Below are 15,837 nucleotides of genomic sequence, written 5' to 3'. Positions count from 1 at the left end.
CTCCACCACGGGCGGGTCCCGACCGACCCCACCGTATTTCCTGTTCGGCGTGTTACTCGCGCTACACTCCGTCGCCTTTGATGGCGTCCGAGGCGACCGGGAAAAAAGGGGGGAGAGGGGTCCGACAGTGGCACTCGATTACCAGCGCGTCATCGACTGGCTGGACGACCGCATCGTCGAGCGACCGGGCCGGGTCGTCGCGGCCTTCCTGCTCGTCACCGCCGTCTTCGCCGTCGGTACGGCGCAGGTCTCGACCGAAGCAGGCACCGAGGGGTTCGCCGAGGACCTGCCGGAGCAGGCCGCGCTGGAGGCGGTCGACCGGGAGTTCGAGCCGCCGTTCGGCCCGGCCACGACAGCGACCCAGCTCGTCCACACCGGCGAGAACGTCGTCTCGAAGCGCGGCTTGACCCGGATGCTGACGCTGCTCGACCGACTGGACGACCGGACCGAGCTCCGGATCGCCGGGACGACCAGCCCCGCGAGCGTCGTCGCGCGGACCCTCGACCCGAACGCCACCACGCCCGAGGAGCAACTCCGGGCCGTCGAGCGCGCCTCTCCGGCGCGCATCGACGGCGCGGTCCGGGCCGCCGCCCGGGACAACCCCGCCTTCCGGACCCTGCTGAGCGAGGACTTCAACCCCGTGTCGGCCCGCGCGTCCGCGTCGGTCACCCTCGTCGAGCACGCCGTCCCGGCGCTGGCCGACGAGGAGTCGACCGGGACCGACCCGCTGACGCCGATCCAGCGCGAGATGCAGCGAGTCGCGGCCTCGGTCGGCGGTGACATCCGGGTGTTCGGCGCGGGTATAATCGCCGACGAGTTCGGGAGCGTCATCGGCGACACACTCGTCATCGTGGTGCCGGCCGCCGCGGTCCTCATCGTCGTCTTCCTCGTCGTCGCGTACCGCGACCTCGCGGACCTGCTGCTGGGCGTCGTCGCGCTCGTGATGGCCATCGTCTGGACGTTCGGCTTCATGGGGTTCGCGGGCATCGCGTTCAACCAGCTGCTCATCGCGGTCCCGCCGCTGCTGCTCGCGGTCGGCATCGACTTCGGCATCCACGCGGTCAACCGCTACCGGGAGGACCGCACGGCGCTGGTGGCGGGCGAGACGACCGCCCGGCCCGGCGACGACCTCGTCGGGGCCGCGATGCGGCGCGCGACCGACCAGCTGCTGGTCGCGTTCTTCATCGTCACCGCCACCTCGGTCATCGGGTTCGCCTCGAACCTCACCAGCGCGCTCGGCCCGATCCGGGACTTCGGCGTCGTCGCGAGCGTCGGCATCGTCTTCACGTCGCTCATCTTCGGCGTGTCGGTCCCCGCGGCGAAGGTCCTGCTCGACCGCGCCCGGGAGCGCTACCCCGTCCCGACGTTCAGCCAGCGACCGCTCGGCTCGGCGGACTCGGCGCTGGGCCGGGCGCTGACCGGCGGGGTCGTCGTCGCCCGGCGCGCGCCGCTGGCCTTCCTCGTAGTGACCGCGGCGCTCACGGCCGGCGCGGCGGGCTACGCCACCGGCGTCGACACCTCCTTCAGCGAGGAGCAGTTCCTCCCGCCGGAGGAGACCCCCGGCTACCTCCGGGCGCTGCCCGAACCGTTCAGGCCGAACGAGTACACCGTCACTCGCGATATCAATTTCCTCCGGGACAACTTCGAGACCGGGGAGGACGAGCAGGTCGTCGTCTACGTCGAGGCGCCGATGACCCGCGACACCGCGCTGGAGGCCGTCCACCGGGCGGGGGCGGACCCACCGGACACCTTCGTCGCCGAGGACGGCCGCGCCAGCGAGCGGAGCATCGTCACCGTCATCCGGTCGCTGGCCGCCACCGACCCGGAGTTCGCCCGTCTGGTCGCCCGCAACGACCGGGACGGCAACGGGATACCCGACGACGACCTCGCGACCGTCTACGACGCGCTGTTCGACTCGGAGTACGCGACCCTCGCGAGCCAGTACCTCGCCGAGGACCGCCGGAGCGCCCGCGTGGTCTACGCGGTCGAGGCCGACGCCGACCCCGCCGAGGTCACCGAAGACGCCCGGACGGTCGCCGACCGCTACCGGTACGAGGCCACCGCCACCGGCGACATCGTGGTGTTCCAGGCCATCGCGGACCTCATCTTCGAGTCGGCCATCGTCAGCCTCGCGGTCGCGCTCGCCGGCACCGCGGTGTTCCTGGTGCTGGTCTACTGGGTCCTGGTGGGCCGACCCTCGCTCGGCGTGGCCAATCTCGTCCCCATCGTGGTGACGGTCGCGGCGCTCGCGGCCACGATGCGGGCGGTCGGCATCTCGCTCAACGCCTTCACCGCGACCGTGCTGGCCATCACCATCGGGCTCGGTATCGACTACTCGGTCCACGTGGTCCACCGCTTCACCGACGAACTCGACGAGCGAGTCGAGTCGGCCGCCACGCCCGGGTCCGGCGAGCGGGCGGCCGCCGCCGACCGGCGCCACGCCCTCGCCGCGCTCTCGCGGACGATCACCGGCACGGGCGGCGCGCTGACCGGCAGCGTCCTCACGACCGTCTTCGGCATCGGCGTGCTCGTGCTCGCGGTGTTCCCGGCCATCGGCCAGTTCGGGCTGCTCACCGCGCTGAGCGTGGTCTACTCCTACGTCGCCTCGCTCGCGGTCCTCCCGTCGGTGCTCGCGGTCTGGGCGCGGTACTTCGGTCCGGAGGCGTCGTCGGACGTCGCGGACGGCGCCGCCGCTCCCGGCGAGGTGGAGTGACCAAAAAAGGGTCGCGTCGGTTCGTCGCTCGAAAGCCGGCGGGGTTACGCCGAACTCCCGATCGCCGGAGCGGCCACCGCGGAGTTGTTCGCGGTGGCGTTCGTGAGCTCTCCGGGCGACACCTCCTCGCCGTCGAGGACGAACGTGGCGTTCGAGAGATCGCCCTCGGCGGACACGTCGAGGACCCGCCCGACGAACTCGTAGACGTCTGAGTCGTCACCGGTGATCTGACCGGTCACGGTGCCGTCTTCCCGGACCACGTCGGTCTCCTCGACCTGCTGGTCGACGGCCTGGACGTTCCCGGCGAACGAGATGGTGTAGTTCAGCGGCGCACCCTCGGTCCGGATCTCGAGCGTGTGCCCTGCCTGTGCTGCTCCCTGGGTCTGGTTACCCGCAGCGGCGCCCGTCTCGTTGCCTGCGTCCTCGTCGGCTTCCCCCGCCGCGGTTGTCTCATTTCCCTCTGCGGTCGTCGTCTCGTTACCTTCGGCCTGCTGCTGTTCGTCTTCGGTCTGCTCCACGACCTGGAACTGGACGAGGTCGGTGTTGTCGCCGTCGTCCACTTCCAGCGTGTAGGTGCCGGGCTCGATGCCCTCGGTGCTGAGGTTCACCGTCCAGATGCCGTCCCGGCCCCACTGGTCGACCGTCGCGCCGTCGAACTCGTTGGCGCTCGGCCCCTGGATGACCTCGACCGAGATGGTGTTGTCGTCGGGCTTGCGGTTGGTGACGCCCTCGACCACCATCGTCTGACCGGTCTCGATCGGGACGATGCGCGACTGGAGGCCCGGCTGGCTGCTGACGTTCGCCTCGCTCTCGGGAACGATGGCCGAGACCGAGGTCGACGCGTCGGCGTAGCGGAAGTTCTGCCGGAGCCGCAGGTCGTCGCTGCCGGCCTCGCCGGTCGTCTCGTCGACGATGCGCGCGACGACCTGGTCCTTGGTCAGGCCGGTGCCGAAGCTCTTGATCCAGTTCTCGAGCGCGGCAAGGTCGGCCTGGTCCTGGCCGGGCACGACGCCGTCGCCAACGACGGTGTCGCGGCCGAGAGGGTGACCTGGGCGTTCACCGCGGGCCGGGTCCCGGTGTTCGTCAGGTTCAGCCGGTACGTGGTCGTGTCGCCGGCGGTCACGCTCGTGAGGTTCTGCGCCCGGATCTCGAACCGCGGCTGGTCCTCCACGACGACGGTGACGTACTTCGTGGTCGAGCGCGAGGCGTCGCCGTACTCGGGCGCCCGGCCCGGGCCGTACTCGACGTAGTTGGTGTAGTCGTAGGTGACCTCGACCGGTATCTCGTAGGTGCCGGGCGACAGCGAGTCGGCGATCTCGAGGTTGAACGCGAACGGGCCCGCGACGCCCTCGGGGACGGTGCCGGCGAACACCGTGCCGGTCTCGACCTCGACCTTCCGGGCGAGCCGCTCGTCCATCCGGGACTGGTCGATCTCGAGCCGCACGTTCCGGGCGGTCGTCACGCGCTGCTGGTACTCGGCGGGGCCGCCCCGGTCGAGGTCGCCGCTGTTCGAGACGAACACCTCCAGGGTCGTCTGCTCGCCCGCGCCGAACCGGTTGTCGGTCGCCGACAGCTCCAGGTCGGGCCGGCCGACGACCGTCCCCTCCTCCCGGGCGAGCGCCGGCGCCGCGGGGGCCACTGTCGCCGCGGCGAGGAGGGCCGCCGCGGCGAGCGCGAGCGCGGTAGTTCTCATGTGATCCCGGTGGTTCCCGAGCCCAATAACGCCCCGCGCGGTCGCCGGTCGTTGAATCCCGGAAAGCCGTGATTGACTACGGTCCGGCCGTCGTTTCGGCGCCCGTCTCGCGGTCCCGCGAGAACAGGAAGAGCGCGAACAGCAGCGGCGAGATGAACGCGAGCACGAGGCCGGCCAGCAGCACCAGCGACCGCGTCGGGACGCCGCCGCCGCCCCCGCCGGCCTCGCCGACCACGTTGATGTCGCCGACCATCGTGGTCGGGTGGACGGTGCAGATGTACTGGGTCATCTGGGACGTCGCCGTGAACGTCACCGAGGCGGTGGCGCCCTCGCTCGTGACCAGCTGGCTCTGGACGATGGTGTTGCCCTCCGAGTCCTGGATCGTCATGTTGTGGGGCGCGCCGTCGAGGTTCTCGAACCAGAACTCGTACTCGGTGCCGGCCTGGAGCGTGACGGTCGGGTTGGTCTGGTCGCTGGCGCCCTCCCACCGCGGGTGCCAGGCCGCCACCTCGCCGCCGAACCGGAAGGTCCGGGCCTGGGCCGCCGCCTCGTCGGCCCCGACCGCGGCCGCCGCTCCCGCCGCGGCGGTGCCGCCGGCCGCCCGCACGAACGACCGGCGGGTCATCCCGCCGCCGTCCTCCCCGGCGGGCTGCGAGTCCGCGTCCCGCTGTTCTGTCCGGCCACCGGTCTCTCCCCGCGTCGACTCCGTGCGCTCGGCAGGTGTCGCGTCCCCCGTCATCTTCGTTCCCCCTCGGCGTTCGCCGGGGAGCGGTAAGAGTCCACGGGCCACCTGACCGACCGTTCGGCGCCGCGAGTACGGCGGAGACGGGGCAGTTCCGGACCCGTCGAGCCCGCGCCGACTCCCGCGTCGGCGGGCGGTGCCCGGTATCGTTCCACAACAGTTTTAGATTTTTATTGAGGGTTCGGGGACGATGCAACTTCCGAACGTCGATAGATTCAGCGGAACCGAGCGGTTCGCGATCGGTGCTGTCCTGACGGTGGCCGTCAGCGTGCTGGTCGAGTCAGGAATCGGTCTGTTCCGGTTCGGCGGCATGCTCCAACTGCTCGCGTGGGCGTTCCTCGGGACGGCGCTGCTCCCGCCGTTCGTCAGCTATCTGGACGCGGACGGTTGGGACGACGTATCGACGACGAAGCAGATCGGCATCCTCTGGATCGCGGGCGTCGGCGCGCTGGTGCTCTGGTTCCTCATCAGCCAGACCGCCGGACGGGTCGTGAGCGTCGTCGTCTGAGCCCGTTCCACGTCCGTTCGTCCGACCCGGTCGCGACCGGAGTCAGCGTGCCGCGGCACCAAGTCATTTGGCGGTCCGACGCGACGGTCCGGACGAACGAGTACCGAACCATGTCAGACTCTGACCCCGACGTCCTCGTCGCCGGCGAGGCGCTCGTCGACTTCCTGCCCGACGCTCCCGGCCCGCTCGCGGAGGTCGAGAACTTCTCGCGGCGCGCGGGCGGCGCCCCCGCCAACGTCGCGGTCGGCCTGGCCCGCCTCGACGAGGTCCCGTGGTTCTGGACCCGGGTGGGCGAGGACCCGTTCGGCGACCACCTGGCCGAGACGCTGGCGTCGTTCGGCGTCCCCGACCGGTTCGTCGAGCGCGACCCCGTTGCCAAGACCGCGCTGGCGTTCGTGAGCCACGACGAGGACGCCGACCGGGCGTTCACCTTCTACCGGGACGGCACCGCGGACACCCGGGTCGAGCCCGGCGGCGTCCCCGACGCGACCCTCGACGCGGTCGAGTGGGTCTACGTCGGCGGCGTGATGCTGGCGGCCGACCCCGGCCGGACCGCCACGCTCGACCTGGCCGAGCGCGCGACCGACCGGGGCGCCACCGTCGTCTTCGACCCCAACTACCGGCCCGAGCTCTGGGCGGCGAGCGACAGAGACTACCCGGACCTGGTCGCGGAGATGCTCGACCGCGCCGACGTGGTGAAGGCCACGCCCGAGGACCTGGCGGCCGCCGGGTTCGAGGCCGAGTCGCCCGAGGCGCTGGCCGGGGCCGTCGCCGACGCCGGCCCGCACACCGTGCTGCTGACGCTCGGCGAGTCGGGCGCCTTCGCGTCGGCGACCGACCGGGCGCCGTGGGGCCCCGCCGCGGCCTCCCACGGCGGCTACGACGTCGAGGCGGTCGACACCACGGGCGCGGGAGACGCGTTCACGGCGGGTGCGCTCGCGGCGCTCGCGGACGGCGACGCGGCCGAGGTCTCGCTCTCGGAGGTGCTGGGCTTCGCGAACGCCGTGGCCGCGGTCACGACCACCGCGCCGGGGGCGATGACCGCGCTGCCGTCCCGCGAGGCGGTCCGGGAGTTCCGGGAGTAATCGGGCGACGCCGACCGGACCAACGCCCGGGACGACCCCAAACAAGAAGGGGGAGTGGCCCGTCTTCACACGGACATGAGTCACCGAACCGACAGTCTACCGACCGCGCGAGCGGACTCCGCTCCCCCTCGCGGCGCGACGACGCGGAGCCGAGTCCCCGTGCCGAACGCCCACGACCGCACGCCGCAGGGATGACGAGCGAGCAGACCGACGAGGCGGCGGCCGAGTCCCCGGACGGAGCGACCGACGAGTCGCCGGCCGACGGCGGGTCGGCCCCGACCGAGGGGCTGGTCGTCGTCTCGAACCGCGAGCCGTACAGCCACTCGTACGACGGCGACGAGATCACCGTCGACCGCCCGGTCGGCGGCCTGACCGCCGGCCTCGACCCCGTGATGCAGCGCGCGTCGGGCACCTGGGTCGCCTGGGGCGACGGCGACGCCGACCGCGAGGTCGTCGACGAGCGCGACCGGGTCGGGGTTCCCCCCGAGGACCCCGCCTACACCCTCCGGCGGGTCTGGCTCGACGACGACGAGGTCAAGGAGTACTACTACGGCTACAGCAACCAGGTGCTGTGGCCGCTCTGCCACAGCGACCGGGGTCGCATCACCTACGAGCCGCGGTTCTGGGAGCGCTACGAGGCGGTCAACCGGAAGTTCGCCGACGCGGCCGTCGCGGAGGCCGACCCGGGGTCGCTGGTCTGGTTCCAGGACTACCACTTCGGGCTGGCCCCGGCGATGGTCCGGCGCGAGCTCGGCGACGACGTCACCCTGGCGCACTTCTGGCACATCCCGTGGCCGACGTGGGACGACTTCCGGGTGTGCCCCCAGAGCCGGGAGCTGATGGAGGGGCTGCTGGCCAACGACCTGGTCGGCTTCCACGTCGACCGGTTCTGCGCCCAGTTCCTCGAGGGCGTTGACGCCTGCTTCGACGAGGCCGCCATCGACTGGACCGCCGGCGAGGTCCACCGCGGCGGTTCGACCACGCTGGTCAAGTCGTTCCCGATGGGGGTCGACACCGACCGCATCGAGCGGCTCGCCGGCAGCGACGGGGCCGAGGCGTTCTGGGACCGGTTCCGCGAGGAGCGGGGCATCGCCGACGACGCCGTGGTCGCGGTCGGCGTCGACCGGCTCGACTACACCAAGGGCATCCCCGAGCGCATCCGGGCCATCGAGTACTTCCTCGAGTCGTACCCCGAGTTCCGCGGCGAGTTCGTCTACGTCCAGAAGGCCAGCGAGAGCAGAAGCGAGATCCCGGCCTATCAGGAGATCCAGGCCGAGGTCTCCGAGACCGCCGAGCGGGTCAACGACCGGTTCGGCACCGACGACTGGGAGCCGGTGGTCGGCATCACCGAGATGCTGCCCGCCGAGTCGCTGTACGGGCTCTACCGCCACGCCGACCTCGCGCTGGTGAGCTCGGTCCGGGACGGGATGAACCTGGTCGCCGAGGAGTACGTCGCGGCCCAGCTCGACAACGGGGGCGCGCTGGTGCTGTCGGACTTCGCGGGCGTCGACGAGACGCTCGGCGACTACGCCTACACAATCAACCCGTACGCGACGAGGGAGTTCGCCGAGACCGTCCGCGCGGCGATCACCGACTCCGCCGAGGAGCGACGCGAGCGGATGCGCCACATGCGCCAGCTCGTCACGGCCTACGACCTCGACGCCTGGATGGACGACATCTTCGAGACCGCCGCGGCCCTCGGTGACGCGACCGCGGAATCGGACTGATCCGGGGCCTCCGAGCGGCGACCGGCTCGGCGCGATTCAGGACATTTACGTGTCGGTGCGGCGTCAGTCGCGGCGATGACAGAACGGTGGCTGTACGCGTGGGGACTCGGGTCGGTCGCGCTCGGCGCGGCCTCGCTGCTCGTCCCGCTGTACGTCGTCGCGCTCGGCGGCGGCCCCGCGGCGCTGGGGCTGCTCGCGGGGTGCGTCGCGCTGCTGGGGACGCCGGGCGCGCTGCTCTGGGGCCGGCTGGCCGACCGGACCCGGAACCGCCGGTCGGTCGTCGTCGCCAGCCTGCTCGGGTCGGCCGCCTCGCTCGCCGCGCTGCCGCTCCTCGACTCGGTGACCGCGGTCCTGACGGTCAACGCCGTCCTCTGGTTCGTCTCGGCCGCCGCCGGCCCGGTCCTGACGCTGCTGGTCGTGGCGGACGCGCCGGAGCGCGAGTGGTCCCGCCGGATCGCGGCGCTCAACCGGTACCAGGGGTTCGGCTGGGCCGGCGGCCTGGTGCTCGGGACCGCGTGGCTCGGCGCCCTCGCGCCCCGGTTCGCCTCGCCGCTCGCGGCCCGGCGCTGGCTGTTCGTCGTCGGCGCGGGGCTGACCGCGGTCTCGGCCGCCGCGGCCGCGGCGTGGGTCCCCTCGCCCGACGAGACCGACCTCCGGCGGAGCGACCGCCGGCGGATCGCCCGGTTCCTCTCGCGGACCAACCGCCACGTCAGGACCGCGACGTTCGCCTTCTCCCCGAACCGGCTCTACTGGACCACGCTGGGGCTCCGGCCCCGTCAGGTGGGCCGGCGGTTCACGCCGCGGCTCGCGGGCTACTTCGCGGCGGTCGCGCTGTTCTCGACCGGCTTCGCTGCCTTCTGGGCGCCGCTGCCGGCGTACCTCTCGGCCGCCGGCCACGGCGGCGACGCGACGTTCGGGCTCTACCTCGCGACCAGCCTCGCGTCGGTGGTCTGCTACGGCCCGGTCGGCGAGCTCGCCGACCGGGTCGACGTCCGGCTGTTCCAGAGCGGGGCGCTGGGCGTCCGGGCGGTCGCCTTCCCCGCCGTCGCGGTCGTCGGCGCGCTGGTCGGCCTCCCGGCGCTGACCGGCGCGGTCGGCGTCTTCCTCGTGCTCGGCGCGACGTGGGCCGTCATCGCGGTGACCGGCACCGGGCTGGTGACGCGCCACGCGCCCGCCGCGGTCCGGGGCGAGGCGCTGGGGGTCCACGCCGCGCTGGTGGCCGCGGCCGGCGGTGTCGGCGGGCTGCTCGGCGGCTGGACCGCGGGGTTCGGCTACCTGCCCGCCTTCGGGGTCGCCGGCGGCCTGGTCGCGGCGGGCGCGGTCGTGGTCGCCGGGCTCCGGGGGCTCTCGACGCCCGACGGGAGGGGCGAGGAAGCGACAGGCCAGGAGAGCACCACCGACTGAGCCTCGCGGCGAGCCCCGACGGGTCGCCGGCGAGAGACGACAGTCCCCGGAGGGGTCGCCGAGCACCTATGTCTGTGCGGGTCGAGAGTAGGGGCGGTGGGGGAAGTGACAGCGAAAACGACAGAACAGACCGCAGTGGGTCGGACGCGGCGCCGCCGGTGGGTCGCCGGGGCCGCTGCCGGCCTGGTCGCCGGCGTCGGCATGGGGCTGGTGCTCCACTTCGGCGCGGGCACGATGGCGCTCGTCGGCGCGCTCTACGGGCGACCGACCGTCCTCGCGGGATGGGTCGCCCACCTGATCAACAGCGTGGTGTTCGCGCTGGTCTTCGTCGCCGTGGTATCGCAGCCGCTCCTGGGCGACTACACGTCGAGGCCGGCCGAGCTCGTCGGCCTCGGCGCGGGGTACGGCGCGGCGCTCGGCGTGCTGACCGGCGGGGTCCTGCTCCCGCTGTGGCTCAACGCGGCGGGCGCGACCGAACTGCCGGTGCCGCTCCTGCCGATTCCGGGCCTGGTCGCGGAGTTCACGTTCCCGGTGGTGCTCGCGGTCGCGCACCTCGTCTACGGGGCGCTGCTCGGCGCGGTGTACGCCGCCGTCGCGGGGACCGGGTCAGAGCCGCCGAGCGACGAGACGGTGCGCAGCTGGTGAGGGCGGACTGTCGAGCGTACCGTCGGGCGGTTGCGCCGACCCCGACCTATTTGAGCCGCGCCGACGCTACCCACGGGCATGCACCGGAGAGCGAAGGAGTTCGCCGACCGCGCCGCCCGCGAGTACGACTTCGAGGTCGACATCGAGGAGTTCCCGGAGGGGACCAAGACCGCCGCGGACGCCGCCGACGCGGTCGGCTGCGACGTCGCCCAGATCGCCAGCAGCATCGCCATGCGCGCCGACGACCGGCTCGTCGTGGTCGTGACCAGCGGCGCCAACCGTGTCAGCGAGGCGGAGCTGGCCGACCTGCTCGACCTCGACGAGGCCGACGTGGGGATGGCCGACGCCGGCGAGATCAAGGCCGCGCTCGGCTGGTCGATCGGCGGGGTGCCGCCGTTCTGCCACGACGCCGACGTGCCGGTGTTCCTCGACGAGACGCTCACCGAGTTCGAGACGGTGTGGGCCGCCGCCGGTACCCCGGAGGCGGTGTTCCCCATCGACCCGGACCGGCTCCGGGAGCTCTCGGGCGCCGAGGTCGCCGACGTCGCCGAGTGACCGACACCGTTTTGTCCGCGGTCGTGGCCTTCCAGATGGAGGTCGCCGCGGGTCGCCGCCGAGGGGTGGACGCGGGCCGGAGGGTGTCGTCGGGAACGCGCCGATGACGGGACTGCCGCAAGCGGTCGTTACGGGAGTCACGACCGCCGCCGACCCGACGGCGACCGCCGGGAGTGAACGGTGAAGGCAACGAGACCAGACCTGTATCGAGTGCTCGCGTTCGCAGCGAGCGCCGCGGTCGTGGCGTCGGTCCTGTGGACGGGCGTCGTCCCGAGTCCGGGGGGGTTCGCGAACCCGCTAGGCATCTCGGCCGACGCCCCCGACGAGGCGGACGGAACCGAGTGGGCCGGGCTGCCGGCGCGGAGCCCGCCAGCGTCGAGCGGCCTCCCCGCGGGACCGATCACGGTCCTCACGACGAGCGAGCGCGAGGAGGGCGGCGACCGGGCCAACTTCCTCGCGGCGGTCCGGGCGAACGGCAGCAGGCTCTACTACAACGACAGCCTGCGGGTGTACAACGACGTCGACCCCGTGCCCGGGACGAACGCGACGGTGCTCTACGTCGGCGCGAACCGGCTGAGCCCGAGCGAATGCGACGCGGAGACGGCGTGCTGGCTGAACGTGGTCGAGGAGGTCAACCTCACCACCGGCGGGGTCCGGCGGCTCTACGCGCAGAAGACCTCGGTCCGGCACGGCCAGTGGCACGACGTCGACCGCGTCGGCGAGGGCCGCCTGCTGGTCGCGGACATCGCCCGGGACAAGGCGTTCGTCGTGAACACGACGACCGGCATCCACGAGTGGACCTGGAGCGCGCGCGAGGACCTCCCGCTGTCGAGCGGCGGGCCGTTCCCGCGGGACTGGACCCACGTCAACGACGTCGAACTGCTGGGCGACGGCCGGGTGATGGTCAGCCTCCGCAACCAGGACCGGGTGGCGTTCGTCCACCGGCAGCGGGGGTTGCAGGAGAACTGGACGCTCGGCGCCGAGGACGAGTACGGCATCTTGCACGAGCAGCACAACCCCGACTTCATCCCGGCCGAGCGGGGCGGGCCGGCGGTCGTGGTCGCCGACTCGGAGAACGACCGCGTGGTGGAGTATCGGCGGACCGACGAGGGGGCCTGGCGCGAGGCCTGGAGCTGGTCCGACGACCGCCTCGACTGGCCGCGGGACGCCGACCGGCTCCCGAACGGCCACACCCTCGTCACCGACACGAAGGGGGGTCGCGTGCTGGAGATCGCCGATAACGGCACGGTGGTCTGGCGCGTCGAGGTCGAGGGGGCTTACGACGCCGAACGGCTCGGGACCGGCGACGAGAGCGCCGGCGGGCCGGCCGCGGGTTCCGGCGGACCTGCGACGACCGCCGGCGGACCGGTCGCGAACGGATCGGCCGAATCCCGTCTCTCGGCCGTCGCGGCGTAGATTTATCTCCCCGGGGTGCGAGTTGTTCCCACGGAGGCCTCGGAGAACCCATGTTCGACCGCATCCTCGTTCCCACGGACGGCACGCCCGCCTCGGAGTGCGCGGTCCGGAACGGCCTGGAACTCGCCGCCGAGCACGACGCGGAGGTCCACGCGCTCTACGTCGTCGAGACCGACTCCGGGATGGGACACGTCGACTTCAACGTCGAGCGCATGGAGGCGGAGGGCGAGGAGGCCGTCGAAGCCGTCGAGCGCCGGGCGGCCGAGCGCGGCGTGCCGGTCGTCAAGGCGTTCCGGTACGGCGACCCGACCGAGGAGATCCTCGACTACGTCGCCGACCACGACGTCGACTTGGTGATGATGGGCACGGCCGGCCGGACCGGCCTCGACCGGTTCGTCCACGCCGGCAGCGTCGCCGAGCGCGTCGTCCGGACCGCGACGGTCCCCGTGATGGTCGCCGGCCCGGAAGCGTGTCGGCTGCCGGACCGGGAGTGAGCGGCTTCCGAGATCGAGCCGGCGGACTCGCGGGGCGCGACTCCGGTGTGGCTGTCCGCGCATCCGAACCATTGATTTCGCGAGGGTTCCAACCGTCGGACATGAGCCTCGTCCAGACCGGCGCCGCGGTCGTCCTCGACGCCGCGCTCGGCGTCTGGCTCGGGAGCATCGTCTTCTTCTCGTTCGTCGGGGCGCCCACGACGTTCGACGTGCTGGGCGGCGAGGCGGGCCGGGTGGTCAACGCCATCTTCCCGAAGTACTACGCGTTCGGCGCGGGCCTCGGGTGGGTGGCGTTCGGCGCCGCGTTCGTCGCCGAGCCCGGCGGCCCGCTCGGCGGGACCCTGCTGACGGCGGTCGTGCTCGTCGGGATCGCGCTCGACCTCTACGCCCGCCAGGTCCTCATCCCGAAGATGGAGCGGGCCGGCGACGACGCCTTCGCGAAGTACCACAAGCAGTCGGTCGCGCTGAACGGCGTGACGATGGTCGCGGTCGCCGCGGCACTGGTGCTGTCGCATCTGTAATCAGGTCACGCGACGCAGCCCGAACTCCGACCATGCCCGAGGGAACCTACACGCTGCTCGCGGAACTCGCGGAGGACGCGACCGTCGCGTTCGGCGCGGCGGGCGAGCGCGCCCTCTCGGCGGGGTGGTACGCCTACACCGGGAGCGCGTTCGGGCCCGGCGGGTTCGCCCGGGTCGAGCGCCACCGGGAGCTCGCGGCCGGCGAGCGCGACGCCCGCCACTGGCACGTCGACTACCTGCTGGGCCGTCCCGCGAGCCGCGTCGCGGAGGTCGTGAAGACCCGAGACGAAGACGTCGAGTGCGCCGTGAACCGGGCCATCGAGGCCGACGACCGGGCGGCGACCGAGGCGGTCGCGGGCCTCGGAGCGTCGGACTGCGACTGCGACTCCCACCTCCAGTTCGCGCCGGAGCGTGAGTCGCTGGCCCGGGCGGTCCGGCGGGCCCACACCGCCGGGACAGACGGGGCGGAGAACTAACTGTCCGGAGGCCCGAACTCCAAGGCATGGCGCTCGAACCGAACGTCGGCGGCCGGGACAGAATCGCTCGCGCGGTCCTCGGCGCCGCGCTGGTCGCGGCGGCGGCCGGAGCGCTGGTCGGCGGTCGCCCCGGGGTCGCCCTCGCGACGGGCGTCCTGGGCGCGGGGCTCCTGTTCAACGCCGCGACGCGGTTCTGCGGCGTGAACGCGCTGCTGGGCGTCGACACCTGCTCCAGAAAGTAGAAACGAAAGTCGGTCCGCCCGACCTCAGTACACCGCGTCGCGGATCTCGTCGTCGAGGTCCTCGAAGGTGTCGAGGTGGGTCCGGCGCTCGGTCCGGAGCCTGGCCAGCTTCTCGTCGAGGTTCTCGACGTTCTCCGCGACGTCGTACGCCGAGACGTCCATGCCCGGGACCTCGCTCGGGACCGTCAGCCCAGTCGCGTGGTCGTCGGTCCACTCGACGGTGCCGCGGGCGATCTCCCGGAGGACGGTTACCGACTCCTCGACGCCGATGTCCCGACCGCCGAGGTGGCCGGTGTTGAGCACGAAGCAGTCGACGTCGAGGTCGGCGACCAGGTCGCGGAAGCGGTTGCCCTCCTCGCCCTTCGAGCCGATGATGAACGGGTTGGTGCCGACCACGCGGATGGACTCGCCGGCCTTCGAGGGGTCGCCCGCGCTGGTCTGGATCGACTCGCCGAGCATGAACGCCGCGGCGGCCTCCTCGGCGGTGAGCTTCGCGACCGGCGGCATCACTGGGTTGCGGGTGATGAAGAACACCTGGTCGACCCCGTCGAGGTCGATGTCCTCGCCCGCCGACGAGAGCTGGTTGCGCTCGATGACCGCGCGGCCGTTGGTGGTGTAGCGGTCGGAGTCGAAGTCGACCGTCCCGTCGTCGGCCACGTCGACGTTGTCCAGCACCGCCGACTCGTGGGTCACCGCGTCGTAGAGCGCGGGCTGCTCGTCGGGGTCGAGCCCGATGGTCTTGACGAACAGGCCGTTGCCCTCGCTGCCGGCGACGGTGCCGTCGGGCAACAGCGCGCAGACGTCGTCCTGGAGCATCGTCGCCTCCTCGGGGTCGTCGAGCCGGAGGCCGTGGGCGGTCAGCGTGGACTTCCCGGTGGCCGAGAGGCCGAGGAACGCCTGGCCGACCGTCTCCAGGTCGCCCTCGCCGTCCGCGTCGTCGCCCTCTCCGCCGCGCTTCAGGCGGACGCGCTTGCTCCCGGCGTGGAGACCCAGCCCGCCCTCCCGCTTGGCGTAGTACATGAACAGCCGGAGGAACGACTTCTTGGCCTCGCCGGTGTAGTCGCTGCCCAGCACGGCCGTGATCCCCTCGTCGGGCAGGATGCGGATGGCGATCTCGTCCGCGTCCGGAACCTGGACGGTGACGAAATCGGGGTCGGGGTCGTCGTCGGTCACCGGCTCGAAGAGCTTGGCCCACGCCAGCGCGATGCGGCCGTACTCCTTCGGGACGTAGAGCCGGCAGACGTACGAGTGGTCGTCGTGGCGACCCATCCGGCGGTCGACACAGACCATCTCGCGCTCGCGGGCCGCCGCGAACGCCGCCTCGACGTACGCGTAGTCGTCCGCGTCGAAGTCGGCGTCGACCGCGTTCTCCGTCAGGTCGGCGTTTCGCGACCGCTCGTCGCTGACGTACGACGGCGCGCCGAACTCGGTCGTGGTCTCGAGGTGCTCGGAGAACTCGCGGAGTCGCTCCATCGACGGGTCGTAGACGACGTTGTCTGCCTCCGTCGGGGCTGGGAGCGCCGTCTCCAGCGAGCGGACCGTCTTCCCGGATTCTGACATCGTGTAGTCCGAGAGTACCCGGACGTATAATTATGCACCATTTACTCGGGCGTCCG

At 72.3% G+C, this 15,837-nt stretch carries 16 protein-coding genes; 12 read left to right on the top strand and 4 right to left on the bottom strand.

Features of this window, described 5'->3' with window-relative positions; all coding sequences use genetic code 11:
- Window positions 1-127: 127 nt before the first annotated feature.
- Window positions 128-2,713 (top strand): efflux RND transporter permease subunit, encoded by a 2,586-nt coding sequence (locus tag ACQUQF_RS10135; protein ID WP_435178363.1) that lies wholly within the window; start codon window positions 128-130, stop codon window positions 2,711-2,713.
- 44 nt (window positions 2,714-2,757) lie between these two features.
- On the opposite strand, the gene ACQUQF_RS10130 is transcribed toward ACQUQF_RS10135, so the two are convergent.
- The 3 genes from ACQUQF_RS10130 to ACQUQF_RS10120 all read right to left on the bottom strand — a co-directional run bounded on the left by ACQUQF_RS10130 (window position 2,758) and on the right by ACQUQF_RS10120 (window position 5,145).
- Window positions 2,758-3,720 carry a hypothetical protein gene (locus ACQUQF_RS10130; RefSeq protein ID WP_435178361.1) on the bottom strand — a complete coding sequence of 321 codons (963 nt, stop codon included), beginning with the start codon at window positions 3,718-3,720 and terminating at the stop codon, window positions 2,758-2,760.
- Window positions 3,651-4,406 carry a COG1361 S-layer family protein gene (locus tag ACQUQF_RS10125; protein ID WP_435178359.1) on the bottom strand — a complete coding sequence of 252 codons (756 nt, stop codon included), beginning with the start codon at window positions 4,404-4,406 and terminating at the stop codon, window positions 3,651-3,653. The genes ACQUQF_RS10130 and ACQUQF_RS10125 overlap by 70 nt, the downstream gene beginning before the upstream one ends.
- Window positions 4,407-4,482: 76 nt before the next feature.
- Entirely contained in the window at window positions 4,483-5,145 is a 663-nt protein-coding gene (locus tag ACQUQF_RS10120; RefSeq protein ID WP_435178357.1) for a cupredoxin domain-containing protein, read from the bottom strand.
- A 193-nt stretch (window positions 5,146-5,338) separates the two neighbouring features.
- Between ACQUQF_RS10120 and ACQUQF_RS10115 the strand changes: the two genes are divergently transcribed.
- From ACQUQF_RS10115 to ACQUQF_RS10065, 11 genes are all read left to right on the top strand, one after another.
- On the top strand, window positions 5,339-5,656 hold the full coding sequence (locus ACQUQF_RS10115; RefSeq protein ID WP_435178355.1) for a hypothetical protein: 318 nt from the start codon (window positions 5,339-5,341) through the stop codon (window positions 5,654-5,656).
- Window positions 5,657-5,766: 110 nt separating this feature from the next.
- On the top strand, window positions 5,767-6,741 hold the full coding sequence (locus ACQUQF_RS10110) for a carbohydrate kinase family protein (protein WP_435178353.1): 975 nt from the start codon (window positions 5,767-5,769) through the stop codon (window positions 6,739-6,741).
- 191 nt (window positions 6,742-6,932) lie between these two features.
- The gene (locus tag ACQUQF_RS10105) at window positions 6,933-8,468 is read left to right on the top strand and encodes an alpha,alpha-trehalose-phosphate synthase (UDP-forming) (protein ID WP_435178352.1); all 1,536 of its coding nucleotides are present in this window, start codon (window positions 6,933-6,935) and stop codon (window positions 8,466-8,468) included.
- 75 nt (window positions 8,469-8,543) lie between these two features.
- Window positions 8,544-9,872 carry an MFS transporter gene (locus ACQUQF_RS10100; protein ID WP_435178350.1) on the top strand — a complete coding sequence of 443 codons (1,329 nt, stop codon included), beginning with the start codon at window positions 8,544-8,546 and terminating at the stop codon, window positions 9,870-9,872.
- 135 nt (window positions 9,873-10,007) lie between these two features.
- Window positions 10,008-10,517, top strand: coding sequence for a hypothetical protein (locus ACQUQF_RS10095; protein WP_435178348.1), 510 nt, complete (start codon window positions 10,008-10,010; stop codon window positions 10,515-10,517).
- Window positions 10,518-10,595: 78 nt separating this feature from the next.
- Window positions 10,596-11,072 (top strand): YbaK/EbsC family protein, encoded by a 477-nt coding sequence (locus ACQUQF_RS10090; RefSeq protein ID WP_435178346.1) that lies wholly within the window; start codon window positions 10,596-10,598, stop codon window positions 11,070-11,072.
- A 210-nt stretch (window positions 11,073-11,282) separates the two neighbouring features.
- Complete coding sequence (locus tag ACQUQF_RS10085) at window positions 11,283-12,488, top strand: arylsulfotransferase (asst) (protein ID WP_435178344.1); 1,206 nt, start codon at window positions 11,283-11,285, stop codon at window positions 12,486-12,488.
- Window positions 12,489-12,538: 50 nt separating this feature from the next.
- Window positions 12,539-12,982, top strand: coding sequence for a universal stress protein (locus tag ACQUQF_RS10080; protein ID WP_435178343.1), 444 nt, complete (start codon window positions 12,539-12,541; stop codon window positions 12,980-12,982).
- 101 nt (window positions 12,983-13,083) lie between these two features.
- The gene (locus ACQUQF_RS10075) at window positions 13,084-13,503 is read left to right on the top strand and encodes a DUF4149 domain-containing protein (RefSeq protein ID WP_435178341.1); all 420 of its coding nucleotides are present in this window, start codon (window positions 13,084-13,086) and stop codon (window positions 13,501-13,503) included.
- Between the two features lie 32 nt (window positions 13,504-13,535).
- Entirely contained in the window at window positions 13,536-13,979 is a 444-nt protein-coding gene (locus ACQUQF_RS10070) for a GIY-YIG nuclease family protein (RefSeq protein WP_435178339.1), read from the top strand.
- 26 nt (window positions 13,980-14,005) lie between these two features.
- The gene (locus ACQUQF_RS10065) at window positions 14,006-14,221 is read left to right on the top strand and encodes a YgaP family membrane protein (RefSeq protein WP_435178337.1); all 216 of its coding nucleotides are present in this window, start codon (window positions 14,006-14,008) and stop codon (window positions 14,219-14,221) included.
- Window positions 14,222-14,245: 24 nt separating this feature from the next.
- On the opposite strand, the gene ACQUQF_RS10060 is transcribed toward ACQUQF_RS10065, so the two are convergent.
- Complete coding sequence (locus ACQUQF_RS10060) at window positions 14,246-15,781, bottom strand: phosphoenolpyruvate carboxykinase (ATP) (protein WP_435178335.1); 1,536 nt, start codon at window positions 15,779-15,781, stop codon at window positions 14,246-14,248.
- Between the last annotated feature and the right edge of the window lie 56 nt (window positions 15,782-15,837).

It is taken from the genome of Halorussus sp. AFM4, from assembly GCF_051194995.1.
GTDB lineage: Archaea > Halobacteriota > Halobacteria > Halobacteriales > Haladaptataceae > Halorussus.
This window is presented reverse-complemented; position numbering and strand designations above follow the sequence as displayed.

Coding starts and splice junctions, on each gene's coding strand:
- ACQUQF_RS10080 (WP_435178343.1), top strand. CDS start 12,539: ATGTTCGACCGCATCCTCGTTCCCACGGACGGCACGCCCGCCTCGGAG.
- ACQUQF_RS10120 (WP_435178357.1), bottom strand. CDS start 5,145: ATGACGGGGGACGCGACACCTGCCGAGCGCACGGAGTCGACGCGGGGA.
- ACQUQF_RS10110 (WP_435178353.1), top strand. CDS start 5,767: ATGTCAGACTCTGACCCCGACGTCCTCGTCGCCGGCGAGGCGCTCGTC.
- ACQUQF_RS10115 (WP_435178355.1), top strand. CDS start 5,339: ATGCAACTTCCGAACGTCGATAGATTCAGCGGAACCGAGCGGTTCGCG.
- ACQUQF_RS10125 (WP_435178359.1), bottom strand. CDS start 4,406: ATGAGAACTACCGCGCTCGCGCTCGCCGCGGCGGCCCTCCTCGCCGCG.
- ACQUQF_RS10060 (WP_435178335.1), bottom strand. CDS start 15,781: ATGTCAGAATCCGGGAAGACGGTCCGCTCGCTGGAGACGGCGCTCCCA.
- ACQUQF_RS10090 (WP_435178346.1), top strand. CDS start 10,596: ATGCACCGGAGAGCGAAGGAGTTCGCCGACCGCGCCGCCCGCGAGTAC.
- ACQUQF_RS10070 (WP_435178339.1), top strand. CDS start 13,536: ATGCCCGAGGGAACCTACACGCTGCTCGCGGAACTCGCGGAGGACGCG.
- ACQUQF_RS10105 (WP_435178352.1), top strand. CDS start 6,933: ATGACGAGCGAGCAGACCGACGAGGCGGCGGCCGAGTCCCCGGACGGA.
- ACQUQF_RS10075 (WP_435178341.1), top strand. CDS start 13,084: ATGAGCCTCGTCCAGACCGGCGCCGCGGTCGTCCTCGACGCCGCGCTC.
- ACQUQF_RS10065 (WP_435178337.1), top strand. CDS start 14,006: ATGGCGCTCGAACCGAACGTCGGCGGCCGGGACAGAATCGCTCGCGCG.
- ACQUQF_RS10100 (WP_435178350.1), top strand. CDS start 8,544: ATGACAGAACGGTGGCTGTACGCGTGGGGACTCGGGTCGGTCGCGCTC.